The following is a 22828-nucleotide window of genomic DNA, read 5'->3' as shown; positions in this document are numbered from 1 at the left end:
GTTCCTTATGTTGTTATGCGATGATTGTAACAGGGGCGCTGTAAAAAAACGCTCACCGCCCTCACTTTGCAGACATAACACCATCAAAAAGTATTACGTTCACAATGCCATAATTTGTGGCACAGCTCATCACTCGTAACAAAATTGTCTATTTTATTTGCAGTTAATCACACATTTAGGATCGTTCAATTGCCAGCCAGAAGGTTTAGGCATTTTATGACAGCGGATTTGTGAACGTATTACAAAACAATAAGAGGGTAACAATGAACACGACGATCCGCTCTGTATCCGTTGCGCTGGCTGCCGCGTTAGCGTCTCCATCGCTGTTTGCTGCGTCTTCAGTACCGATTGATTTTCATGGCTATCTTCGCTCCGGCGTGGGCGTCTCACGGGATGGTGGGATGGAGGAGTGGCAGAAGAACAAAATTGGCCGTCTGGGTAACGAAGCCGATACCTACGGCGAGCTGGAACTGGGCTCTGAGGTCTACAAAAAGAACGACGTGAGCTTTTATCTCGACAGCATGGTGAGCATGGTGTCTGACGGCTCTAACGATAACGAAACCACCTTTGGCGACGACGCTCAGTTTGGCCTGCGCCAGCTTAACCTGCAGATCAAGGGGTTGATCCCGGGCGATCCGAATGCGGTTATCTGGGGTGGGAAGCGCTATTACCAGCGTCATGATCTGCACATCATTGACACCAAATACTGGAACATCTCAGGATCCGGTGCAGGTATTGAGAACTATACGCTCGGCCCTGGCGCGGTCTCTGTGGCCTGGATCCGCGGCGATGCCAACGACGTGGACTACCGCGTTGACGGTGATAACGACGTGAACATCAACTATATCGATCTCCGCTATGCGGGCTGGAAACCGTGGGCAGGCGCGTGGACGGAAGTGGGTATTGACTATGCCATGCCAAACCCGACCAACAAACAGAAAGAGTATGGCGGGCTGTACGAGGCCGACAACGGCGTGATGGTAACCGGAGAGATCAGCCAGGACATGCTGGGCGGCTATAACAAGCTGGTGCTGCAGTATGCCAACAAAGGTCTGGCGCAGAACATGGTTTCCCAGGGGGGCGGCTGGTACGACATGTGGAACTATGTGAACGATGCCAGCGGCTACCGCGTGATTAATACCGGCTTAATTCCCATTACCGACAAGCTCTCCTTTAACCACGTCCTGACCTGGGGCTCGGCGGATGACACCACGCAGTATACCGATAAATCGCGCCTGATTTCGCTGGTGGGCCGCGCGCAGTATCAGTTCACCGAATATGTGCGTCTGATTGGTGAAGTGGGCGGGTTCTACCAGAAAGATACCTATACCGACGGTTCAAACTACAAGCAGAGCGGTGAGAAGTACACGATCGCCTTAGGTCTGGCGGACGGACCTGATTTCATGTCACGTCCCGAGCTACGCGTGTTTGCCTCTTATCTTAATGATTCCGAACATGGGAAATCCTTCGAAGACGGCACCGCCAGTAATACCTGGAACTTCGGCGTGCAGGTTGAAGCCTGGTGGTAATATTTATTTCTAAAATGCGTTAATCGTTATTGTATCTCCAACAACTGGCAGTTTATTCGCCTGTTTCGGGATAGCCATTATTTTGGCTATCCCTTTTTTTATTTATTGATTAAAATGTTCATCTAATAACTGACGTAAGGCATCAGACTGCCTGCCAAATATGGCATGCACCTGCTGGCCAATAATAATTACCCCCAGCGCCCCTTCATTCTGTAACGCCTCAGAGTCAACTTTATTTAAATCTTTTACCGTCACGCGCAGGCGGGTAATACAGGCTTCGACGTGTTCGATATTATCGTCGCCGCCAAACGCGGGAATTAAACGCTGGGTAATTTGACTGTCCATAATACGCCTCATTATATGCAGATAAAAAAATGCCTGCTCGTGGAGCAGGCGTTCTGTGCCTTTTTGCCCGGACGGTGCGGTCTGATGTCCTCACCCCAGCCCTCTCACACAGGGAGAGGGAGAAAATCAACTACGCTTTACGCCTGAGCACACGACAGTCCCAGGGCAGCAGAGCGGTATCGCCCGCAGCAGCGGCGTCTGTCATGCAGTCGGTATACCCCTGTGGCAGCGTGATGTACTGCTGCTGTGCCGTGTAGTTCTGCACAAACACCCAGGTGGTTTCGCCATCCGTGCGTGCCGTGGCAACCACGCCCGGCGGGAGTTCACCCTCGATGGCGCGCGGTAGTGCCAGCTCGTTGATAATCCCGGCGAAGAAATCGCGCTGGAACGGCAGATCGTTACGTGAAGCGACATGCCACGCCTTGCCTTTACCGACGCGGTTGACCGTTACCGCAGGGCGACCTGCGTAGAAATCATCGCGGTAGGTCGCCAGCACCTGTGCGGACTCAGCGTGGATCAGCTCGCATAAATGCCGCACCTGATACGGCCCCTGCAAACCTGCCGCGTTGCCTGCCAGCCCCTGAATCAGGTTGCGCTCCCCCTCGCCCAGGCACTCGATCTCTTCCGCCCAGATGCCCAGAAGCTTGCGCAGCGGGCCAGGAAAACCGCCCAAATGACAGAGATCGGTCTCATCCACCACGCCGGTCCAGTAGGTCGTCACCAGATGCCCGCCATTAGTCACAAAGGCTTCTGCCCGCTCGGCAAACCCTTCGCGTACCATATAAAGCATGGGGGCAACCACCAGCGCGTAGTCGCTCAGATCGCCGTCAGCGTCAATGACATCCACCGCAATGCCTTTTTCCCAGAACGGACGATAGTGCTCGTTGACGGTTTTTTCGTACTCCATTCCCATATTGCGCGGACCTTCGGCATCATCCAGCGCCCAGCGGTTTTGCTGGTCGAAGACAATCGCCACCCGAGCCTCGGTACGGCAACCTGCGACCTCCGGCAGGCGTGCCAGCATCTCGCCCAGGCGCGTCACTTCACGCCCGACGCGGGTATCCAGATGACCCACGTGGTCGATAACCGCGCCGTGGAATTTCTCCACCGACCCGCGGCTTTTACGCCACTGGAAGTACTGCACCGAATCCGCTCCGTGCGCCACCGCCTGCATTGACGAGAGAATATGCATCCCCGGCTTTTTCAGCTTGCTGGTTGGCTGCCAGTTGGTGGTGCTCGGCGTCGACTCCATCAGCACGAAGGGCTTACCGCCCTTCAGGCTACGCATCATGTCGTGATACATGGCGGTGTAGCAGGCAAGCGCCGTTTCGTCTTTCTCCTTGTGCCACATCGGGTAGCTGTCCCAGGAGATAAAGTCGATCGCCTTCGCAAGCTGCCAGTAGTCGTAGTCGTAGAAATACTCCATAAAGTTGGTGGTTACCGGCAGTTCCGCATTCGCTACTTTTAGCGGGGCCACTTCATGGCGGCAGAAATCGGTCACCTGTGCGGTATTGAAGCGACGCCAGTCGAGGTTGAGGCCGTGAATCGACACTTCTCCCTGCGGCGCAGGGGACTCTATCTGCGACCAGTCGGTGTAGGTGTGGCTCCAGAAGGTGCTCCACCACGCGTGGTTTAGCGCGTCCAGGGTTTTATAGCGCGCCTTCAGCCAGTCGCGAAAACGTGCCTGACACAGGTGACAGTGACATTCGCCGCCGTATTCATTAGAGATATGCCAGCCCAGCACCGCCGGATGGTGTGAATAACGCTCCGCCAGCAGGCGGTTAATGGTGAATGTCTTCTCACGGTACACTGGCGATGACATGCAGTGGTTATGCCGGCCTCCGTGCAGCGCGGGCACCCGGTTGCGCCCGACGCGCAGCACCTCAGGGTATTTTTGCGACATCCACGCCGGACGCGCGCCGCTTGGCGTAGCAAGGAAAATATGAATACCTGCCGCATACAGTTTTTCAATAATATTATCCAGCCACGCAAAATCATATGCCCCTTCACGCGGCTCCAGCTTTGCCCAGCTAAATATGCCCACCGACATCACATTACATTTTGCCTGCTGCATCATGGCAATATCTTTTTCAATAATACCAGGATAATTCTCCCATTGCTCCGGGTTATAGTCGGCGCCATGCAATAACGCCGCGACCTTTGGGCTTAAAGGCGCAAATTTATTCATATTAAAAACGTCCTGAATGAAGATAAAAATTATTTAAATACCGTTATTGATGGCAGCACTTTTCCCTGGCAATCAAATAACGCCTGATTCTCGCGGGCATTCCCCTCTTTCCATTCGTCATGGATATATTTCATGCCGGCTTTGGTCGCCCACGTGGTGCCCGGTACGGCAATCCAGGTCGGCTCCCAATAAAAGATGCCTTTGCCACGGTGGTCCGGAACATCAATAACGGACTGCATTAAATCGTGAATATAATCGTACTGGCCCTGAACGGTACCCGGATAGCCGCCGTCTTTTTCTTCTTTCGCCTGGAAGCTGTTCTCAGCGTTATCGCAGTTGTCCAGCGTATAGCCGTATGCCGCTTCCACCACAATCACGTCTTTGTTATAGCGCCTGCTGATGTCATCCATATTGGCCTTCAGCGCGCTAATCGGGCCGTTCCAGTAGGTGTACATTGACAGGCCGATGATATCGAATGGCACGCCGCGCTTCGCGATTTCGTCAAACCACCAGCGGAAGGTGTCATTTTTAGTGCCTTCGGCCAGGTGCAGCATGATTTTCACCTGCTCGCCGCCGGTCAGATTCTCTTTTAGCCCGCTAATGGCGGCGTTGAGCAGTCCGGCCAGACGGTCAAACTCGCCGCCGCCCTGCCCCCAGCTTTTGCCTTCCGGCCACAGCATGCCGCCGTTGATTTCGTTACCGATCTGCACCATGTCGGGCAGGACGCCCTCTTGCTTAAAGCGGGCGATGGTGTCGCGGGTGTAGTCATGGATCGCCGTTTTAAGCTGCGGGTAGTCCATCTTCTCCCAGGCTTTCGGTTTGAACTGTTTGCCCGGATCGGTCCAGAAATCGCTGTAGTGGAAATCGAGCAGCAGCTTCAGGCCCTGCGCCTTCACGCGCTTCGCCAGCGCAATCGTGTTTTCCAGGTTGTTACTGCCACCGCCATAGGTCTTGCCGCTCGCATCCTGTGGCTCAACCCACAGGCGCAGGCGTACATAGTTCACGCCGTTGGCCTTCAGGATCGCAATCGCATCCTGCTGCTGGCCGTTCTGGTTATAGAATTTCGCGCCGTGTTGTTCGGCTTCCAGTAGGGTCGAAATATCCGCCCCCTTAATAAAATCTGCAGGCATGGCGTTAAACGGACGCGTTTTCACCGCGTCGGCAGCAAAAGCACTCGCGGCAAGGCCACATGAGAGGCAAACGGCGAGCAAAGCGGGTTTGAGTCTTTTCATGGTTATCCTTTGGTACTCCCGGAGGTCAGGCCGGAGACGAAGTATTTTTGTAACGCCAGGTAGAGGATCGCCACCGGCACCGCAATCAGGACCGCGCCTGCCGCGTAGGTGGTGTAGCTGGCACCCATTTTTTGCGCCACCAGGTTATAAAGCCCGATGGGTAAGGTGTATTTGTCCGGGGTGCGCAAAATGGTGCTGGAGAGGATGAAATCCCCCAGCGGCCCGGTGAAGGAGAACAGCGCCACCACCGCCACAATCGGCTTCGAAAGCGGCATGATAATTTCGATGAAAATCCGGAAATTACTGGCCCCGTCCATGCGCGCGGATTCATCCAGATCTCTCGGGATGGCATCGAGGTAGCCTTTCATCAGGTAAGTGTTCATCGGGATCATGCCGCCCACGTAGATCAGCACCAGCGCCAGATGGCTATTGATAAGGCCCAGCAACTGCGACAGCACGAAGATGGCAATCAGCGCCGAGAACTGGGGGATCATCTGCAGCAGCAGGAACAGCATCAGACCGTTCTGGCGCCCCTTAAAGCGAAAGCGCGAAAACGCGTAGGCGGTAAAGCTGACGCTGATTAAGGTCAGTACCATGGTCAGGAAGCTGATTTTCATTGAGTTCCAGTACCAGGTCATGTAGTTCACCTGGCCGTTGAACAGGTCGGCATAGTGCTGCACCGAGAAGTTCTCTGGAATAATCGACGAGCTCAGCAGGCTATTACCCGCGTTAAACGACGCACCGACCGTCCACACCAGCGGGTAAATGATGATTATCGAGACCAGCACGATAACCAGCCAGGAGAGCGAGAGGCGAACCCACTTCTCACGTTTAATACTTTGTGATTGAGCCATTGTTCCGTTCCTTACGCCATGTCGTCATTTTTGAACGATTTCGTGGCGCGGAACTGCCACAGCGCCAGCCCGACGACAAAGATCGACAGCAGGATAGTGATGGTCGCCGCAATCGCATATTGCGAAGAGGACATCGTCAGTTTGTAGATCCACGACACCAGGATATCCGTCCCACCCGCATTCGACCCTACCACCGCCGGTCCGCCGTTATTAAACAGGTAGATGATGTTGAAATTATTGAAGTTGAAGGTGTATTGAGTGATCAGAATCGGCGCAATCGAGTAAAGCACCAGCGGCAGCGTGATGGTACGCAACTTAGTCGCGCTACTGGCACCGTCCATGGTCGCCGCTTCGTACAGATCGTCCGGAATGGCCTGCAGCACGCCGGTGGTCATGGCGAAAACAAACGGGAAGCCGAGCCAGGTCTGCATCATAATCAGCGCCGTTTTGGTCCAGAACGGATCGGTCATCCACGCTTTTGTCGCGATGCCGAAGAAGGCCAGAATGGCGTTGTTGATCACCCCAAAGGAGTCGTTAAACATTCCGGCAAACACCAGGATGGTGACAAAGCCCGGCACCGCCCAGGGCAGAATGAAGATGGTGCGGATCAGCGGCTTAAAGCGCAGATCTTTCTGGTTCACCAGAATAGCCAGCAGCACGCCTACCGAACATTGCAGCGTGGTAGCGAGCAGGGTCCAGACCACCGTCCACTGCAGCACGTCGAAGAAGGTCGAACGCCAGATGGAGAGCGTGAAGATATTGATGAAGTTCTTAAACCCAACCCAGTCCACCAGCTTAGCCGGCGGCGTGTGATAGAGGTTGTAGTTGGTAAAGGCGATGGCAAAGCCGAACAGGATCGGGAAAACCACTACAAACACCAGCAGGATAAAGCCGGGCGTGATCATCAGATACGGGAAGCCGTCGCTCAGCAACATCTGGTACTGCTTGCGCACGCTGTTAAGCGTAAGTCCCGCATCGCGTTTTCTGCCATTCACCCACGCATCACGCATCGACAGGTACCAGACCATCACGCCAAACGCGGCGATCAGCACGCTGATGATCCCCTCAGCCAGCAGGAAGATGGAGTTGTCCCGCGGCACCTCCTCGCCCAGCGTCACCAGCCCCCATAGCCCTTCGCGCAGAAAATCGGCAAATACGCCGAGAAAACTGACCAGCAGTACCAGGAAGATGATCCCTTTCAGCCACTGACGATGGTAGAACTGGCCGAAGCCGGGGATGAACGCCAGCAGCAGGCCGGTCCAGGCATGGCGCCCGGCCCCGTGCGGTCTGGCAAAATTTTCCGGGATGATACTCACAGACAACTCCTTTCAAAAAAACGGGAGAGAGTCCTCCCGTTTTGCGACGGCAGAAAATTACTGGTTGCTGGCCTGCATGGCTTCGATCTGCATCTGGACCTGTTTTTCTGCGCTATCCAGCGCGGCTTTAGGATCCTGTTTGCCGGTCAGGCTCAACTCCAGCGCGGCGTTGGCTGGCCCCCAGACTTCACCCATTTCAGGGATGCCCGGCATGGCAGTTGCGCGCGCCGACTGTACCGCGACGGCACTCGCTTTTTCGTCGTTTTTGATAATCGGATCGTCGATCATCGCGGTAATCGGCGGGATTTCACGCGTGGCGATGTAGCGCGTTTTCACATACTGCGGCTGGTTGATGAATTCGATAAATTTCTGCGCCAGGGCTTTGTCTTTGCTCCACGTGGAGACAACGTAGCCTTTCACGCCAAGGAAAGAACTCATAGGCTTGCCGTCGGGCAGCGTTGGCAGCGGCGCAACGCCGTAGTTGATCCCTGCCGCTTCATACGGCTGGAATGCCCACGGCCCATTGATCACTGCTGCCGCTTTCTTCTCGGTGAACAGGGAGTCAATGGCGTTCAGACCGTTGTCACCGACTATCCCGGCCGGGAAGATCCCGTCGGCGTAGAATTTTTTAAGGTACGTCACGGCCTCTACCGCGCCCGGCTTGTTCAGGCCAACGTCGCTGGCGTTATAGCCGCCCTTGTCGTTATGACCGAAGATGTAGCCGCCCATCGGGGAAATTGCCCCCCAGCTGTAGTAAATCTGGTCGAACTTGGCGAGCAGGCCGTACTGGTTTTTCGCGCGCTGCTGTTTCGAAAAGTCATACCAGTCCTGCAGCGAATTGAGGGGCTTGTCGATAAGGTCTTTGTTGTAGATCAGCACCAGCGTCTCGACCGCTTTCGGTACGCCGTAGAGGGCATTATCCATTTTGAAGGCATTGATTGAGGCCGGGGTGTACTGTTCGGTCTGCTTAGCCTCCAGATTCAGGGGGGTCAGCAACCCTTGCACTACGGCGCCGCCCAGCTGATCGTTAGGGATCACCAGCACGTCCGGGCCAATGCCCGCCGGGCCATCCAGACGCAGTTTTTCCAGCTGCTGGGCGTAAGGGGTTTCCTGGACGTTGACCTTAACGTCGTACTGTTTTTCAAAGTCAGCCACCGCCTCTTTTATACCGGATGACTTCTTGATGTCTTCCCAGACGTTAAGCTGCGTGGTGGCATGTACCTGCACCGAGAGCGTAGAGAGGATCAGAGCGGCAAGTAGGTTCTTTTTCATTACAAACCTCATGTGAAGGTATAACAATTTTATGGTTGTTATGACATTTAACGCCTTATCTGCCTCATCTAAAATTCAGCAAAATCAGATGCTGCACGTATGACATCAAATATCTTTGGTTTGGTATACGCTACCCTTCACGTCATTATAACTCTACAAAAAACTGTAAGTTGTGTGATCGTCATAACATTAATGGAAAATCTGTATAGGGCGCATGAATACTGGAAGTTATAGTCAATACAGACAAATTGCACCGTCCAGCTATGTTGAACCTGATTGTTATACGTAAAACATAGGCAGCGGTTTACTCGGGGAACACTGATGTCAAACATACAGTTAAGGAATGTCACCAAGCGCTTTGGCGACACCGTTACCTTGCACAACGTAAATCTTGAAATTGAAGACGGGGAATTCGCCGTCTTTGTTGGCCCTTCCGGCTGTGGTAAATCGACCATGCTGCGCATGATTGCCGGTCTGGAGGAGATTAGCGAAGGTGAAGTCTTAATCGGTAATGAGGTCATGAATGACGTCGCGCCTTCCCACCGCGGCGTGGCCATGGTGTTTCAGTCCTACGCGCTCTATCCGCACATGACGGTCGCCGAAAACATGGGCTACGGGCTGAAAGTGAATAAGGTCCCAAAAGAACAGATCCGTCACCAGGTGGAGATGGTCGCAAAAACGCTGCAGCTCTCCCACCTGCTGGACCGCAAACCTAAACAGCTTTCGGGCGGGCAGCGCCAGCGCGTGGCAATAGGCCGCGCCATCGTGCGTAACCCGCGCGTCTTTATGTTTGATGAACCGCTCTCTAACCTGGACGCCGAACTGCGCGTCGAGATGCGTCTGCACCTTGCCCGCCTGCATCAGGAGCTGAAAACCACCATGGTGTATGTCACGCACGACCAGATCGAAGCGATGACCCTGGCCGACAAGATCGTGGTCATGAACTATGGCAAGGTTGAGCAGATGGGCGCCCCGATGGATCTCTATTACAAACCGGCAAATAAGTTTGTCGCCGGGTTTATCGGTTCTCCGAAGATGAACTTTCTGCCGGCGACCGTTGAAGCCTGGCAGCCAGGTAAGCTTACCGTCAGGCTATCGCAACAGAAGTCGCTCACGCTCGCGATAACCACCACACCGCTGCAGCCGGGAAGTCAGGTCACGCTGGGCATCCGCCCGGAACATTTAACCACCGACCTTCACCGCGGCACGCGGCTGGAATTTAACTGTGAAGTGGTGGAGCGACTGGGAAACAACACTTACCTGTTTGGGCAATGCTATGGCCATGACAACGTGAAGATCTTGCTGCCGGGCGACGTGAAGTTCGCGCCCTGGCAGAAGATAGACGTGGCGTTTGACGACCATCACTGCATGGTTTTTGACGACCAGGATGTACGGGTGAGCGCTGATATCGAAGATGCGGTGCGTTCGGTGGCTTAACGCGCGCCACCGTCAGCCAGCGCTCTCACCGCCCGCCCAAACGCCTCAATCGCCAGGGCAACATCCTCAGCCATCACCGACTCCGCCGGATGGTGGCTGATGCCCCCCTTGCAGCGCACAAACAACATCCCCACCGGCCAGCGTTCTGCCAGCGCAATGGTGTCATGCCCGGCACCGCTCGGCAGCGATAGCGTACGGCCCTGAACCGATGTCACGGCCTCCCCTAACAGCGATTGCAGTCTGGCATCGCAGGGCGTGGCGGCGATCCGGTAAAACTCCTCGGCGCTGAAACGGAGCCCACGTCGGGCTGCGATCTCTTCCGCCTGAATGAGCAGTGCAGTGAGCAGTGCGTCCAGCGGGGCATCCTGCGGGCCGCGAATATCCAGCGATAGCGCCACCTCGCCGGGAATCACATTGACCGCGCCGGGCAGGCAGCGTAACGCCCCCACCGTGGCAACCAGATTGCCGCCGCGCTGTCGGGTGGTGTTTTCAACCTGCACCATCCATTCGGCAGCTGCGGCCAGGGCATCTTTACGGTGAGCCATCGGCACGGTACCGGCATGCCCGGCTTCGCCGGTAAAGAGACAGTTCAGACGCCGCGCACCGTTAATGGCTTCTACCACCCCCAGCGCCAGCCCCTCCTGCTCCAGACACGGCCCCTGTTCAATATGCAGCTCCAGACAGGCGCTGAAATCGTCCTGATGCCGCGCGGCAAGCGCTACCCGTGCGGGATCCAGCCCCGCCTGCACCATCGCCTGCGCCACGCTTATGCCACTGGCATCACAGGTATCAAGCCAATTCTCCGGCCAGGTGCCCGTCAGGCCGCGACTGCCTAACAGCGTGATGCCGAAGCGGGTCCCCTCTTCGTCGCAGAAGCCAACAATCTCGATGGCCTGCGCCAGGCGCACGCCCTGCTGATGCAGGCTGTCCACCACTTCAATGGCGGTGAGCACGCCGAGCATGCCGTCGTAGCGTCCGGCATTGCGCACAGTATCCAGATGCGAGCCAAGCAGTATCGCCGGTGCGCCCTCCAGCTGCGCCTCATAGCGCCCGCAAATATTCCCGACGCTGTCCTGCCAGACGGTCATGCCCGCCTGGCTCATCCACTGCCCGACCAGCTGGTTGGCCTGCAGATGCTGCGTGGAAAGATAAACCCGCGTCAGGCTGTCCGGGGTTTCGCTGATGGCGGCCAGCGCATCGGCACGGGCCATCACCCGCTCTGCCGCCGGGCTCATTGTGACGTCTCGCGGCGATAATGATCCCACGCGGCCTGCATCGCCTCCCCCTGGGGGGTGGTGAATTTCAGGTAGTTCAGCACCGACTCCAGCGCGCTCAGGGTGGTCATTACGCAGTCTTTACGGGCGTTATAACCCATGGTGCCAATGCGCCATACCTTGCCGTGCAGCGGGCCAAACGAGGTGCCAATTTCGATACCGAAATCTTCCAGCATCAGTTTACGCACCTGATCGCCGTTAACGCCCTGCGGGATCACCACGCCCAGCACGTTGTTCATCTTGTGCTTCAGATCGCCAAAGGTCTCCAGCCCCATCGCCTGAATGCCTTTCAGCAGCGCATCGCCGTGCAGCTTGTGCCGGGCGATGCCGTTGTCCAGCCCTTCCTGGAGGATCAGCCGCGCGCATTCGCGGGCGCCAAACAGCGCGGTGGTGGCTTCAGTGTGATGGTTCAGCCGCTCCGGCCCCCAGTAATCCATCACCATGCCGAGATCGAAATAGTTGGAGTAGATCATCTCCTCGTCGCCGTCGCGATGGGCGTCGGTGCGGATCCCCTCCTCGACGCATTTGCGGCGGCGGATCGCCTCTTCCATGCGTGGGCTCAGGGTGATCGGTGACGTGCCGGACGGACCGCCAAGGCATTTCTGCATGCCAGCGGAGACAGCATCCAGCCCCCAGGCATCGGTTTCCAGCGCGTTCCCCCCGAGCGACGCGGTGGCGTCGGTGTAAAACAACACGTCATAACGGCGGCAAATCGCGCCGAGCTCGGCCAGCGGCTGCAGCATGGTGGTGGAGGTATCCCCCTGCACGGTCAGCAGCAGACGGGGACGAATACGTTTGATGGCATCCTCCATCTGATCCGGGGTAAACACCTCACCCCATGGCACCTCGATGGTATGCACTTCCGCCCGGCAGCGGCGGGCGATTTCGCACAGCAGATGGCCGAAGCGGCCAAACACCGGCACCAGCACTTTATCGCCCGGGCGAATGGCCGACACCAGAATCGCCTCAATGCCCGCGCGGGAGGTGCCGTCCACCAGCATCGTCCAGCGGTTTTCGGTGCGGAACACCCCGCGATAGAGCGCCATTACTTCGTTCATGTAGTGGGTCATCGCCGGGTCGTACTGACCAATCAGCTGGCTCGACATGGCGCGCAGCACGCGCGGATCGGCATTGATCGGCCCCGGCCCCATCAGCAGACGCTGCGGCGGATTAAGTTGCGGAAATTGAGCGATATCCATTGTTAAGTCCTTATCAGTTGAGGCCGCGCACGGAGGAGATGAACTGCTTCAGTTCGGTGGTCTGCGGGTTGGCGAAAAGCGTTTTGCTGTCGCCCTGCTCCCAGACTTTCCCCTGGTGCATAAACACCACGCGGTCGCCCACTTCGCGGGCAAAATTCATTTCATGGGTCACGAGAATAAGGGTCATCCCTTCTGCTGCCAGCTGCTCCAGCACCTTAAGCACTTCGCCCACCAGTTCCGGGTCGAGCGCGGAGGTGATCTCGTCACAAAGTAAGACTTTTGGCGACATCGCCAGCGCACGGGCAATTGCCACGCGCTGCTGCTGGCCGCCGGAGAGACTCGACGGGTAGTAATCCAGACGATCGCCGAGGCCGACTTTCTCCAGCATCTGCTGCGCCAGCGCCCGGCATTCGGCGGCGCTTTTCTTCAGCACCCGACGCGGGGCGAGCATCACGTTTTCCAGCGCCGTCATGTGCGGGAACAGGTTAAAGTTCTGGAACACCATCCCGACCGAGCGGCTGATTTCACGCGCCTGGGAATCCCGGTCGGTAATGGTCATGCCGCCAAGCTTGATGCTGCCGTCCTGATACCCTTCCAGACCGTTGATGCAGCGCAGCAGGGTGCTTTTGCCGGATCCGCTGCGCCCGATAATCGAAATCACCTGGCCCATGTCGATATCGAGATCGACCCCCTTCAGGACATGGTTATCGCCGTAGTACTTCTGCACCTGATTAATGGTGATGAGAGGCATTGAATTTAGTCTCCAGATAACGGCTGTAACGCGACAGCGGATAACACAGAATGAAGTAGCCCAGCGCCACCAGCGCAAAGACCTTAAACGGTTGATAAGTGACATTGGTGAGCATCGTCCCGGCTTTGGTCAGCTCGATAAAGCCGATGATTGACGCCAGCGCCGTGCCCTTAATCACCTGGACGGCAAAACCGACCGTCGGCGCAATCGCAATCCGCAACGCCTGCGGCGCGACCACCCGATAAAGCGTCTGGCCAAAGGTCAGCCCCAGACAGCGCGACGCTTCCCACTGCCCTTTGGGCAGCGCGCGAATGCTGCCAAACCAGATATCAAGCAAAAACGCGCTGGTGTAGAACGTGAGGGCCAGCGATGCGGCGGTCCATGGCGAGACATCGATGCCGAACAGCGCCACGCCGAAGAACGCCAGAAATAGCTGCATCAGCAGCGGTGTACCCTGAAACAGTTCGATATAGCCACGGATCAGGCGCATGATCATTCGCCCGCCAGTGAGACGCAGCAGCAGCAGCGGCAGGGTCACCACCGCGCCGCCGACAAACGCCACCAGCGACAGCAGTATCGTCCAGCGCCCGGCCAGCAGCAGGTTGCGAATAATGTCCCAGTCGGTAAAGGTGGTCATCATGCCTGTACCCCCAGCCATTTGCGTCCTGCCGCCATCATCAGCTGACGCAGGGTAATCGACAGCGCTAAGTAAATCCCGGTTGTCACCAGATAAACCTCAAAGCTCAGAAACGTTCTGGATTGGATCAGGTTGGCGGCAAAGGTCAGCTCTTCATACGAGACCTGCGACACCACCGACGAGCCGAGCATCACGATAATGCACTGGCTCACCAGCGCCGGATAAATACGCTGTAGCGCTGGCGGTAACACCACGCGAATGAAGGTCTGGGTGCGGGTCAGCCCCAGCACGCGTCCGGCCTCCCACTGCCCTTTGGGTGTCACCTGAATGCCCGCCCGGACAATCTCCGTGCTGTACGCGCCCAGATTGATCACCATCGCCAGCAGTGCCGCCTCACCCGCCGTCATCTTCAGCCCCATATTGGGCAGGCCAAAGACGATAAAAAACAGCTGCACCACAAACGGCGTGTTACGGATAATCTCCACGTAACCGCCCCAGATCCGGCTAAACCACGTCGCCCGCCCGCTGCGAATAGCCGCCCCGAAAATACCAATCGCCAGACCGCCCAGGGTCGCCATCACCGTCAACTGGATGGTGACCCACAGCCCGGCCAGCAGCGCCGGCCAGTGCGGCCAGAGCTCAGAGAAATGGAGTTGCTCTGTCATTGCCTTACACGCCAAGGCTTGCCGGCAGCGGCGCCTTGAGCCACTGCTCAGAGAAGCCGTTCAGGGTGCCGTCTTTAATACCCTGTTCAATCAGCGCATCCACTTTCGCCTTCAGCGCTGGTTCATTTTTCTTCAGACCGATAAAGCACGGAGAATCTTTCAGCATAAAGCTCGGCACCGGAGCTTTCTCCGCGTTCTGGCGCGAGATGGCCGCCACCACGAGGTTGCCGGTGGCCACATACTGTACCTGTCCGGACAGATACGCCGACAGCGTGGTGTTGTTGTCCTCATAGCGTTTTACGTCTGCGTCTTTCGGCGCCAGGCTGGTCAGCACCATGTCCTCGACCGCGCCACGCGTCACGCCGATGGTTTTACCGCTCAGGGCGGCGGCATCTTTCAGCTCTGCGCCTTTCGGGCCAAACACCCCGAGGAAGAACGGCGCATAGGCGCGGCTGAAATCGATCACCTTTTCACGTTCCGCATTCTTACCGAGGCTTGAAATGACAAGGTCAACTTTGTCGGTTTGCAGATACGGCACGCGGTTGGCGCTGGTCACCGGGACCAGCTGCAGCTTGACCTTCATCTGTTTGGCCAGATAACGCGCCATATCGATGTCATAGCCCTGCGGCTGCAGATCGGTTCCGACCGAGCCAAACGGCGGGAAATCCTGCGGCACGGCAATGCGAATGGTGCCGCGTTTTTCGATATCCTGAAGCTGGTCCGCCTTTGCCGACAGGTTAGTGAACAGACAAACGGCCCCGGCCAGTGCAATCAACAATTTTTTCATGGTGCTTCCCCGTAACGTTAACATGAAACAAAAGATTCTTTGAATTGGATTTTGCAACTAATGTGCCAGATAAAGCGAAACGCGGGATTTTGTTGTAAAGCCTGATAAAACAAAGGCGGGGCGAAAAAGCTCTCTCTTTTTCGCCCCGCCTCACTGCACCATTTCAATGCAAAGCACCACACCGATGCCCCATTATCGTTGTTCGAGCTCGTCCAGGTGCTGATACAGGGTGGCGATCTCATGAATGCGCGGACGGCCTTTATCGAGGATTTCATGCAGAAAGGCGTTTGCCAGCAGGTTGATCAGGCTATTGACCGAGGCGTAGCTGTCATAGGCTGAGACGCTGTCCAGCGGAGCGCAGAGCTGCCAGCTCGCCAGCGGAAACAGGCTGTGCGCCTGCGGCTCGCACATCAGCAGCACCGGAATACCACTGCTCTGAAGCTGCTGCAGCAGCGGGCGGATGATGCGCGGGCGGCGGCGAAAGGCCATCATCACCACCAGATCGTCGGGGGTGAGATCCACCAGCTCTTCGCTCAGGCTCTGCCCGGGCTGCGGCAACACCAGCACCTGCCCGCGCGCCTGCAACAGCTGCTGACGCAGGTGCAGCGCCGCGGGATAGGCGTTACGCATCCCTATAATGACGATGCGCTTCGCCTTAACCATGCTCGCCATCGCGTCGGCAAACTGCCGGGCATCCAGGGCATTCACCCACTGGGTCAGGTTAGCCATCTCCTGCTTATAGTGACGCGCCAGCAGCGTATTGCCCTGCACCGCGTCGCGGTTGTCCGTCAGCGGCATACCGCTCTGGCGCAGGGTACGCAGCTCATCGCGCATGTCCTTATACTTCTCATAGCCCAGACGCTTAAACAGGCGGCTCACCGTGGCTTTCGACACCCCGCTCAGCTGTGCCAGCTCGGCGCTGTTGTAGCTGATCAGGTCGTCGAAGTGATCGAAAATAAAATCCGCCACCCGCTGCTCCTGCGGCGACAGTGACGCGTATTGTGCTTTCAGTCGTTCATCAAGCTGTTCCATAACGCCTCTGTAACGTTTGTTTCATCTCTTGCTCTCTATTCATTAAGCATGCCAGCTTATCAGCCGGGATGACATGAAACTTTTCTTTCATACCTGGAACAGCTTTTGCAGCGCCTTGTGACTTTCAGGGTTATGAGGACTGTTCATGCAAAGTAATGTCTCCGTACACGGAATGGCGGTTGCCCCCCATCATCTTGCCAGCCAGAGCGCGCTGTCTGTGCTGCGCGATGGCGGTAGCGCGATTGAAGCGATGGTCGCGGCAGCGGCCACCATTGCCGTGGTCTATCCCCATATGAATGGCCTGGGCGGCGATGGCTTCTGGCTTATCGTGCCCCCCGGCGGCGAACCGATTGCCATCGATGCCAGCGGCGCGGCGGGATCGCTGGCGACGCTTGCCGCCTATGGCGATCTGGCGCACATCCCCCACCGCGGCCCCCGTGCGGCGCTGACCGTGGCGGGTACCGTCAGTGGCTGGGCGGAGGCGCTTAAGGTCTCACACGCGCTGACGGGCAACGCCCTGCCGCTGACGCGCCTGCTGGCAGATGCCATTGGCTATGCCCGCAATGGCACGCCGGTCACGGCCTCGCAGGCCACTGCCACCGCCAGTAAATTCGACGAACTGAAAGACCTGCCCGGCTTCGCAGAAACCTGGCTGGTAGACGGCAAACCACCGGAGGTCGGCAGCCGGTTTTATCAACCGGCGCTGGCCTCCACGCTGACGCAACTTGCCGAAGAGGGTCTGGAGAGTTTTTATCGTGGTCCGCTGGCGGCGCGTCTGGCCCGTGGGATGGAGACGCTCGGCCTGCCCATTACGCTGGCGGATTTGAACGCGCATGTCGCCCGGCGCACCACGCCGCTGAAATTAGCGCATCAGCAGGGTGAGGTCTGGAACCTCGCCCCACCGACGCAGGGGCTGGTCTCGCTGGCGATCCTCGGCATTACCGACCGTCTGGCGATGGCCGATGCCGACGACGCCGGGACAGTGCACCGCATTGTGGAAGCCACCAAACTGGCCTTTGGCCTGCGCGATGCCCACATCACCGACCCGCGCGAGCTGAAAACCGATATCCAGAGCCTGCTGGATCCTGCGGCGCTTCAGGCGCTCGCCGACCGGGTTGACGATAACCATGCCGCGCCGTGGGGCACCGGCAAAGGCCCTGGCGATACGGTGTGGATGGGGGTGATGGATAACAGCGGCCTGGCCGTGTCGTTTATCCAGAGCATTTATCACGAGTTCGGCAGCGGCGTGGTGCTCCCGGATACGGGTATCGTCTGGCAGAACCGGGGGGCGTCGTTCAGCCTCGATCCCGCACATCTTCTGGCTCTCGCGCCGGGCAAAAAGCCGTTCCATACCCTGAACCCGGCCGCGGCGCGTCTGAACGACGGACGGGTGATGGTCTACGGCTCCATGGGCGGTGACGGCCAGCCGCAAACTCAGGCCACGCTCTTTACCCGCTATGTGGAGCAGGGTCTGCCGCTGCAGGAGAGCATCTCCCGTCCGCGCTGGCTGCTGGGGCGCACCTGGGGACAAAGCTCAGACACCTTAAAGGTGGAAGGCCGGTTTTCCCCTGAAACGATCGCACGCCTGCAGGCGCTGGGTCACGAGGTGGAGATCTTCCCGGACTTTAGCGAAGCCATGGGCCACGCGGGCGCGATTGTCCGCCACCCGAACGGGCTGTTTGAAGGCGCGTTCGACCCGCGCAGCAACGGCGCCGCCGCCGGATACTGAGGAGAAAACCATGACAACACAACAACCTGACTGGCATGCCTACCTGGCGCAGATGGAGGCCGTGCTGGGCGTTGAGCTGGATGACGCCCGCCGCGCGGAGCTTCAGCAGCAGTTTAGCCGCATTGCCGCCATGGCCGCCCCGCTGATGGCGCTGCCGCTTGATGACCGTCTGGAGATCGCAGGAGTATACAAAGCATGAGGCTACACGAGATGAGTATCAGCGCGATCCAGCAGGCACTGACTGCAGGCGAGTTAAGCGCCCGCGAGATCGCCCGTCAGACGCTGGAAGATATTGCGCGCATCAACCCGCAGATCAACGCCTGGACGGCGGTTACCGAAGCGCGGATGCTGGCCGAGGCAGAAAATATCGACACCCTGCGCCGGGAAAAGCGCCCCCTGCCGCCGCTGGCGGGCGTGCCTTACGCGGTAAAAAACCTGTTTGATGTGGCCGGGCACACCACCCTCGCCGGAGCCGAGCTGTTCAGCCAGCGTTCCGCTGCCAGCGCAGACAGCTTTGCGGTTCGCCAGCTACGCAGCGCGGGAGGACTGTTGTCCGGGATGGTCAATATGGATGCCTATGCCTACGGCTTTACCACGGAAAACAGCCACTACGGCGCCACGCGTAATCCGCACGATCTGACGCGCATTGCAGGCGGCTCCTCCGGTGGCTCTGCCGCCGCCGTCGCCGCCGGGCTGGTCCATTTTTCACTGGGTACCGACACCAACGGGTCGATTCGCGTCCCGGCGTCCCTGTGCGGAATTTATGGCTTAAAACCGACCTTTGGCCGCCTGTCACGCTCCGGCAGCCACCCGTTTGTCGCCAGTCTCGATCATATCGGGCCGTTTGCCCGCCGGGTGTGCGATCTGGCGTCCGTGTACGATGCGCTACAGGGGCGAGACACCAGCGACCCTTTTCAGGCAGAGTCCTCCCGCGAGCAGACGCGGCCTTTGCTCGATCGCGGTCTGGATGGTTTGCGCTGCGCCGTCCTCGGGGGCTATTTCAGCACGTGGTGTAACGACGACGCCCGGGAAGCCGTCGCGCGCGCGGCACGTGCTCTTGACGTCCAGGAGGAGTTGCAGTTCCCTGAAGCCGCGCTGTCCCGCTCTGCCGCGTTTATCATCAGCGCCTCCGAAGGGGGGAACCAGTACCTGCCGTCACTTCGCCGTGAACCGGAGCGTTTTGAACCACACTCCCGCGAACGCCTGCTGGCTGGGGCAATGATCCCTTCCGCCTGGTATATTCAGGCCCAGCGTTTTCGCGCCCACGCCCGACAGGCCTGTAAAGCGCTGTTTGAGCAGGCCGACGTGCTGATCGCCCCGGCAACCCCGCGCAGCGCCACGACGATTGGCGAGCAGACCATGGAGATTAACGGCGAGCCACTGCCGGTGCGCGCCAGCATGGGGATGCTGACGCAGCCGATTTCATTTCTGGGTTTGCCCGTCACCACCGTTCCGCTACGCACCGCCCAGGGGGCACCGATTGGTCTGCAACTCATCGCAGCACCGTTTAATGAACAAGCCTGCCTGCGCGTGGCGCGGGTCCTGGAAGCGAGCGGGATAACCGATGCCCGTCCTGCGGAGATGGCACAATGATGAATCACGACGACATTAACCTTCCCTGGGTGATGGCGGACGTCACGGCCGCGTTTTATCGCTATGAAGATGCGCTGGTGAGCAACAACATTGCGGTGCTGGATGAGTTGTTCTGGCACGACAAAAACACGGTGCGACTGGGCGCGGGGGAAAACCTCTACGGCATTGATGAAATCCGCGCCTTTCGGGCGGCGCGCCCCTCCGCCGGGCTGCAGCGGACGTTGCGCAATACCGTGATCACCACCTTCGGAGAAGATTACGCGGTGTGCAGCACCGAATTTACCCGCGAGGGCACAGAACGCATTGGCCGCCAGCAGCAGACGTGGGTGCGGTTTGCTTACGGGTGGCGGATCGTGGCGGCGCAGGTGAGTTTGATGTCGTGACGCTGAAAAACCTGCCCGGTGGCGCTGCGGATGCTGTAGGCCGGGTAAGGCGCAGCCGCCACCCGGCACAATACGACACCACTATTTCTGAAACGGATGCACGTCCCGCCAGTGGTCAGCAATTTGCTGGCGGGTACAAACCCACACCCGCTCGTGCTGCTGCACATAATCCAGGAACCGCTGTAGCGCGCGAAAACGGCCCGGACGCCCCAGCAGGCGGCAGTGCATGCCGATGGACATCATCTTCGGCGCGCTTTCACCCTCTTCATACAGCACGTCAAAGCTGTCTTTCAGATAAGTATAAAACTGCTCGGCGGTATTAAACCCCTGGGCGGTGGCGAAGCGCATGTCGTTCGCGTCCAGCGTGTAGGGCACGATCAGGTGCGGTTTACGGCTGCCATCGCTGCAGGCCACTTCCGTCCAGAAGGGCAAGTCGTCGCCATAGTAGTCGCTGTCGTAGTCAAAACCGCCGTGCTCGACCACCAGCTGGCGCGTGTTGGGGCTGTCGCGCCCGGTGTACCAGCCCGCAGGCGGCTTGCCAAACAGATCGGTCAGCACGTGCACCGCTTTGTGCAGATGTTCCCGCTCCTGGTTGATATCCATGTTCTGATAGTGGATCCAGCGCCAGCCGTGGCTGACCACGTCGTAATCCGCCGCCTTGATCGCCGCGACAATCTCCGGGTGACGCGCCAGCGCCATCGCCACGCCAAAGACCGTCAGCGGCAGGCCGCGTTTTTGAAATTCATAATGAATTCGCCAGAACCCGGCGCGGCTGCCGTATTCGTACAGGGAGTCCATGGACATGTGTTTGTCGGGATAGCTGGCCGCTCCGATGATGTCCGAGAGAAACTGTTCCGACCCGGCATCGCCGTGCAGGACGTGGTTTTCTGCCCCCTCTTCATAATTGAGCACAAACTGCACGGCGATGCGTGCCTGATTCGGCCACTGCGCATGCGGCGGGTTGCCTGCGTAGCCACGCAGATCCCGCGGATAACCCTCTTCAAAAAGCCCCATTGCTACCCCCCCAAAAATTAAAATGGATTCAATGCCTGAAAATGTCCGCTTAACGGTTTGTTCTCCGGGAAGGCCAGATCCCCGTGCTTGCTGGTTGACAGCCCCAGCGCCACCAGCGATTCCACCATCTTCACCGCCGCACTGACGCCGTCGATCACCGGCACGCGCAGCTCGCGCGTCAGTTCCTGGGCGAGCGTTGCCATCCCGCCACAGCCCAGCACGATGGCGCCGCAGCCATCCTCTTTCAGGGCCTGTATACAGCGCGCGCGCACCTTCTCCTGCGCCAGGCCGCTGCCGTCTTCCAGGGCCAGCACCGGGAGATCAATCGCGTGCAGGGCCGCGCAGTGATCCTGAAAGCCATACTGCTGCAGCAGATGACGGGCGATAATCAGCGTGCGCGGCAGCGTGGTGACAATGGAAAAGCGCGTCGCCACCAGCGTGGCCATGTGCATGGCGGCTTCGGCAATGCCGACCACCGGCCCTTGCGCCAGCTCGCGCGCGGCCAGCAGCCCCGGATCGCCAAAGCAGGCAATCACGTGCCCTTCCACCCCCTGCTCTTGGCCTTTTTTGATTTGCTCAAGGACACCCACGGCAGCAATGGCTTCATCAAAATGGCCTTCGATTGAGGGCACACCCGCACTGGGGCAGACCGCGAGGATCTCCGTGCCCGGTGCAGCCACCGCGCGGGCGGCCGCGCCGATGGTTTCCGTCATCGCGAGGCTGGTATTGGGATTAATGACTTGTATACGGACAGACGACATTACGACTCCTTGTGGCTGGCAAACAGCCGGGCAAAATCGGGCAGGCATTCACCTGCCCGTTCGAAACAGAGGCTGGCGACGATGTGTTCAAAATGGTGCATTAAGGCATCACTGAGGGGTTGCAGCGCTTTCTGACGCAGCAGCTCCACAAGCTGTTCGTGGTCATTGCAGCGACACCCCTGACGCCACGGTGCGCCCCAGGTGGCAATCACCAACGAGGAGCGCTGGCTCAGGCGGGTCACCATCTCCGTCAGGACCTGATTGCCGGAGATGGCCTGCAGCTGAATATGGAAATTTGCGGAGTGGCGGATCGCCGCCGGGCCATCGTAAGCCTCATGCGCCTGCTGCTCCTGACGGATGATTGACGCCAGCGCCGCCAGATGCGGCGGCTGACAGTGCACCAGCACGTCCGGTAGATTGGCGACCTCCAGTAGCGCGCGGGTGCGAAAGATCTGCCGGGCCTCTTCGACCGTCGGGCTGGCAACGTGTGCACCACGTTTGGGCGTTAAGGTGACCATTTGCACAGCGGCGAGTCGCTGCAGCACCTTACGGATGCCCGTACGACTCACGCCAAAGACCTCCGCCAGCGCCTCTTCCGGCAATTTGCTTCCCGGCAGCAGCTGATGTTCGACAATCGCGGTCATCAGCGCCTGAAAGATGGATTCGTCTTTGTCTTGCAGGTCTGGCGCGGCGTGCAGACTGTTCACGTTGTTCATTAACCACTCCACTTTTTACTTTTCGCTATCGAATCGTATACATAAAAATAAAATATTGCATACAAGATTTATTATTTTGGCCTGGATCCTGCAACACCGTCTGCACTCCCACTC

21 protein-coding genes and 1 pseudogene are annotated in these 22828 nt (G+C 58.2%); 6 read left to right on the top strand and 16 right to left on the bottom strand.

The genetic code is table 11. From position 1 onward, the window contains the following. Window positions 1-263 precede the first annotated feature (263 nt). Window positions 264-1529 (top strand): maltoporin, encoded by a 1266-nt coding sequence (locus ACMWKA_RS02300; RefSeq protein WP_013097211.1) that lies wholly within the window; start codon window positions 264-266, stop codon window positions 1527-1529. 102 nt (window positions 1530-1631) lie between these two features. Here the strand turns inward: ACMWKA_RS02300 and ACMWKA_RS02295 are convergent, their stop codons facing one another. From ACMWKA_RS02295 to ACMWKA_RS02270, 6 genes are all read right to left on the bottom strand, one after another. Further along, the gene (locus ACMWKA_RS02295) at window positions 1632-1874 is read right to left on the bottom strand and encodes a PTS transporter subunit EIIB (protein WP_013097212.1); all 243 of its coding nucleotides are present in this window, start codon (window positions 1872-1874) and stop codon (window positions 1632-1634) included. 130 nt (window positions 1875-2004) lie between these two features. Beyond that, window positions 2005-4062 carry a beta-galactosidase gene (locus tag ACMWKA_RS02290; protein ID WP_414759958.1) on the bottom strand — a complete coding sequence of 686 codons (2058 nt, stop codon included), beginning with the start codon at window positions 4060-4062 and terminating at the stop codon, window positions 2005-2007. Window positions 4063-4091: 29 nt separating this feature from the next. Next, window positions 4092-5294, bottom strand: a complete 1203-nt coding sequence (locus tag ACMWKA_RS02285; RefSeq protein ID WP_414759957.1) for an arabinogalactan endo-beta-1,4-galactanase — start codon at window positions 5292-5294, stop codon at window positions 4092-4094. 2 nt (window positions 5295-5296) lie between these two features. Then, window positions 5297-6148, bottom strand: a complete 852-nt coding sequence (locus ACMWKA_RS02280; protein WP_414759956.1) for a sugar ABC transporter permease — start codon at window positions 6146-6148, stop codon at window positions 5297-5299. 11 nt (window positions 6149-6159) lie between these two features. Next, window positions 6160-7464 (bottom strand): carbohydrate ABC transporter permease, encoded by a 1305-nt coding sequence (locus tag ACMWKA_RS02275; protein ID WP_414759955.1) that lies wholly within the window; start codon window positions 7462-7464, stop codon window positions 6160-6162. Between the two features lie 57 nt (window positions 7465-7521). Further along, window positions 7522-8736: an extracellular solute-binding protein gene (locus ACMWKA_RS02270; RefSeq protein WP_058680349.1), complete on the bottom strand. Its 1215-nt coding sequence runs from the start codon at window positions 8734-8736 to the stop codon at window positions 7522-7524. A 321-nt stretch (window positions 8737-9057) separates the two neighbouring features. Between ACMWKA_RS02270 and ACMWKA_RS02265 the strand changes: the two genes are divergently transcribed. After that, window positions 9058-10173 carry an ABC transporter ATP-binding protein gene (locus ACMWKA_RS02265; RefSeq protein ID WP_029883249.1) on the top strand — a complete coding sequence of 372 codons (1116 nt, stop codon included), beginning with the start codon at window positions 9058-9060 and terminating at the stop codon, window positions 10171-10173. Here the strand turns inward: ACMWKA_RS02265 and hpxK are convergent. The 7 genes from hpxK to hpxU form a co-directional block, all read right to left on the bottom strand. Continuing rightward, window positions 10170-11408, bottom strand: a complete 1239-nt coding sequence (gene hpxK, locus ACMWKA_RS02260; protein ID WP_414759954.1) for an allantoate amidohydrolase — start codon at window positions 11406-11408, stop codon at window positions 10170-10172. The genes ACMWKA_RS02265 and hpxK overlap by 4 nt on opposite strands. Further along, complete coding sequence (locus ACMWKA_RS02255; protein ID WP_414759953.1) at window positions 11405-12646, bottom strand: pyridoxal-phosphate-dependent aminotransferase family protein; 1242 nt, start codon at window positions 12644-12646, stop codon at window positions 11405-11407. The genes hpxK and ACMWKA_RS02255 overlap by 4 nt, the downstream gene beginning before the upstream one ends. Before the next feature lie 13 nt (window positions 12647-12659). Then, window positions 12660-13397 carry an amino acid ABC transporter ATP-binding protein gene (locus ACMWKA_RS02250; RefSeq protein WP_013097221.1) on the bottom strand — a complete coding sequence of 246 codons (738 nt, stop codon included), beginning with the start codon at window positions 13395-13397 and terminating at the stop codon, window positions 12660-12662. Further along, complete coding sequence (locus ACMWKA_RS02245; protein ID WP_020689664.1) at window positions 13378-14034, bottom strand: amino acid ABC transporter permease; 657 nt, start codon at window positions 14032-14034, stop codon at window positions 13378-13380. The genes ACMWKA_RS02250 and ACMWKA_RS02245 overlap by 20 nt, the downstream gene beginning before the upstream one ends. Next, the gene (locus ACMWKA_RS02240) at window positions 14034-14699 is read right to left on the bottom strand and encodes an amino acid ABC transporter permease (protein ID WP_020689665.1); all 666 of its coding nucleotides are present in this window, start codon (window positions 14697-14699) and stop codon (window positions 14034-14036) included. The genes ACMWKA_RS02245 and ACMWKA_RS02240 overlap by 1 nt, the downstream gene beginning before the upstream one ends. Window positions 14700-14703: 4 nt before the next feature. Beyond that, window positions 14704-15486 (bottom strand): transporter substrate-binding domain-containing protein, encoded by a 783-nt coding sequence (locus tag ACMWKA_RS02235; RefSeq protein ID WP_040021585.1) that lies wholly within the window; start codon window positions 15484-15486, stop codon window positions 14704-14706. A gap of 192 nt (window positions 15487-15678) precedes the next feature. Further along, window positions 15679-16518 (bottom strand): MurR/RpiR family transcriptional regulator HpxU, encoded by an 840-nt coding sequence (gene hpxU, locus ACMWKA_RS02230; RefSeq protein ID WP_040021586.1) that lies wholly within the window; start codon window positions 16516-16518, stop codon window positions 15679-15681. A 145-nt stretch (window positions 16519-16663) separates the two neighbouring features. Here hpxU and hpxW point away from each other — a divergent pair, with 145 nt between their 5' ends. Genes hpxW through hpxZ form a run of 4 tightly spaced genes read left to right on the top strand, consistent with a single transcriptional unit; the run spans window position 16664 to window position 20223 of the window. Continuing rightward, window positions 16664-18247 carry an oxamate amidohydrolase gene (gene hpxW / locus ACMWKA_RS02225; RefSeq protein WP_414759952.1) on the top strand — a complete coding sequence of 528 codons (1584 nt, stop codon included), beginning with the start codon at window positions 16664-16666 and terminating at the stop codon, window positions 18245-18247. Window positions 18248-18257: 10 nt separating this feature from the next. Continuing rightward, a complete protein-coding gene (gene hpxX / locus ACMWKA_RS02220) occupies window positions 18258-18446 on the top strand; it encodes an oxalurate catabolism protein HpxX (RefSeq protein ID WP_045902785.1) in 189 nt (62 codons plus the stop codon). Beyond that, window positions 18443-19840, top strand: coding sequence for an AtzE family amidohydrolase (locus ACMWKA_RS02215; RefSeq protein ID WP_045902784.1), 1398 nt, complete (start codon window positions 18443-18445; stop codon window positions 19838-19840). Before hpxX ends, ACMWKA_RS02215 begins: the two co-directional genes overlap by 4 nt. Further along, a complete protein-coding gene (gene hpxZ / locus ACMWKA_RS02210) occupies window positions 19837-20223 on the top strand; it encodes an oxalurate catabolism protein HpxZ (protein ID WP_045902783.1) in 387 nt (128 codons plus the stop codon). The genes ACMWKA_RS02215 and hpxZ overlap by 4 nt, the downstream gene beginning before the upstream one ends. An 81-nt stretch (window positions 20224-20304) precedes the next feature. Here hpxZ and puuE read toward each other — a convergent pair whose 3' ends face one another. The 3 genes and pseudogenes from puuE to ACMWKA_RS02195 all read right to left on the bottom strand — a co-directional run bounded on the left by puuE (window position 20305) and on the right by ACMWKA_RS02195 (window position 22714). After that, complete coding sequence (gene puuE / locus ACMWKA_RS02205; protein ID WP_411375329.1) at window positions 20305-21204, bottom strand: allantoinase PuuE; 900 nt, start codon at window positions 21202-21204, stop codon at window positions 20305-20307. Then, window positions 21122-21998 (bottom strand): annotated as a pseudogene (gene hpxA, locus ACMWKA_RS02200) (allantoin racemase). The gene puuE and the pseudogene hpxA overlap by 83 nt, the downstream one beginning before the upstream one ends. Next, window positions 21998-22714, bottom strand: coding sequence for a GntR family transcriptional regulator (locus ACMWKA_RS02195; protein WP_045902781.1), 717 nt, complete (start codon window positions 22712-22714; stop codon window positions 21998-22000). The pseudogene hpxA and the gene ACMWKA_RS02195 overlap by 1 nt, the downstream one beginning before the upstream one ends. Window positions 22715-22828 lie beyond the last annotated feature (114 nt).

The organism is Enterobacter sp. 03-F-07-AD-ECC, assembly GCF_047530935.1.
GTDB classification, from domain to species: domain Bacteria; phylum Pseudomonadota; class Gammaproteobacteria; order Enterobacterales; family Enterobacteriaceae; genus Enterobacter; species Enterobacter cloacae.
The sequence above is the reverse complement of the archived record's forward strand: the minus strand, read 5'-3'. Positions and strand labels throughout refer to the sequence as shown.

Coding starts and splice junctions, on each gene's coding strand:
- ACMWKA_RS02300 (WP_013097211.1), top strand. CDS start 264: ATGAACACGACGATCCGCTCTGTATCCGTTGCGCTGGCTGCCGCGTTA.
- ACMWKA_RS02295 (WP_013097212.1), bottom strand. CDS start 1,874: ATGGACAGTCAAATTACCCAGCGTTTAATTCCCGCGTTTGGCGGCGAC.
- ACMWKA_RS02290 (WP_414759958.1), bottom strand. CDS start 4,062: ATGAATAAATTTGCGCCTTTAAGCCCAAAGGTCGCGGCGTTATTGCAT.
- ACMWKA_RS02285 (WP_414759957.1), bottom strand. CDS start 5,294: ATGAAAAGACTCAAACCCGCTTTGCTCGCCGTTTGCCTCTCATGTGGC.
- ACMWKA_RS02280 (WP_414759956.1), bottom strand. CDS start 6,148: ATGGCTCAATCACAAAGTATTAAACGTGAGAAGTGGGTTCGCCTCTCG.
- ACMWKA_RS02270 (WP_058680349.1), bottom strand. CDS start 8,736: ATGAAAAAGAACCTACTTGCCGCTCTGATCCTCTCTACGCTCTCGGTG.
- ACMWKA_RS02265 (WP_029883249.1), top strand. CDS start 9,058: ATGTCAAACATACAGTTAAGGAATGTCACCAAGCGCTTTGGCGACACC.
- hpxK (WP_414759954.1), bottom strand. CDS start 11,408: ATGAGCCCGGCGGCAGAGCGGGTGATGGCCCGTGCCGATGCGCTGGCC.
- ACMWKA_RS02255 (WP_414759953.1), bottom strand. CDS start 12,646: ATGGATATCGCTCAATTTCCGCAACTTAATCCGCCGCAGCGTCTGCTG.
- ACMWKA_RS02250 (WP_013097221.1), bottom strand. CDS start 13,397: ATGCCTCTCATCACCATTAATCAGGTGCAGAAGTACTACGGCGATAAC.
- ACMWKA_RS02245 (WP_020689664.1), bottom strand. CDS start 14,034: ATGACCACCTTTACCGACTGGGACATTATTCGCAACCTGCTGCTGGCC.
- ACMWKA_RS02240 (WP_020689665.1), bottom strand. CDS start 14,699: ATGACAGAGCAACTCCATTTCTCTGAGCTCTGGCCGCACTGGCCGGCG.
- ACMWKA_RS02235 (WP_040021585.1), bottom strand. CDS start 15,486: ATGAAAAAATTGTTGATTGCACTGGCCGGGGCCGTTTGTCTGTTCACT.
- hpxU (WP_040021586.1), bottom strand. CDS start 16,518: ATGGAACAGCTTGATGAACGACTGAAAGCACAATACGCGTCACTGTCG.
- hpxW (WP_414759952.1), top strand. CDS start 16,664: ATGCAAAGTAATGTCTCCGTACACGGAATGGCGGTTGCCCCCCATCAT.
- hpxX (WP_045902785.1), top strand. CDS start 18,258: ATGACAACACAACAACCTGACTGGCATGCCTACCTGGCGCAGATGGAG.
- ACMWKA_RS02215 (WP_045902784.1), top strand. CDS start 18,443: ATGAGGCTACACGAGATGAGTATCAGCGCGATCCAGCAGGCACTGACT.
- hpxZ (WP_045902783.1), top strand. CDS start 19,837: ATGATGAATCACGACGACATTAACCTTCCCTGGGTGATGGCGGACGTC.
- ACMWKA_RS02195 (WP_045902781.1), bottom strand. CDS start 22,714: ATGAACAACGTGAACAGTCTGCACGCCGCGCCAGACCTGCAAGACAAA.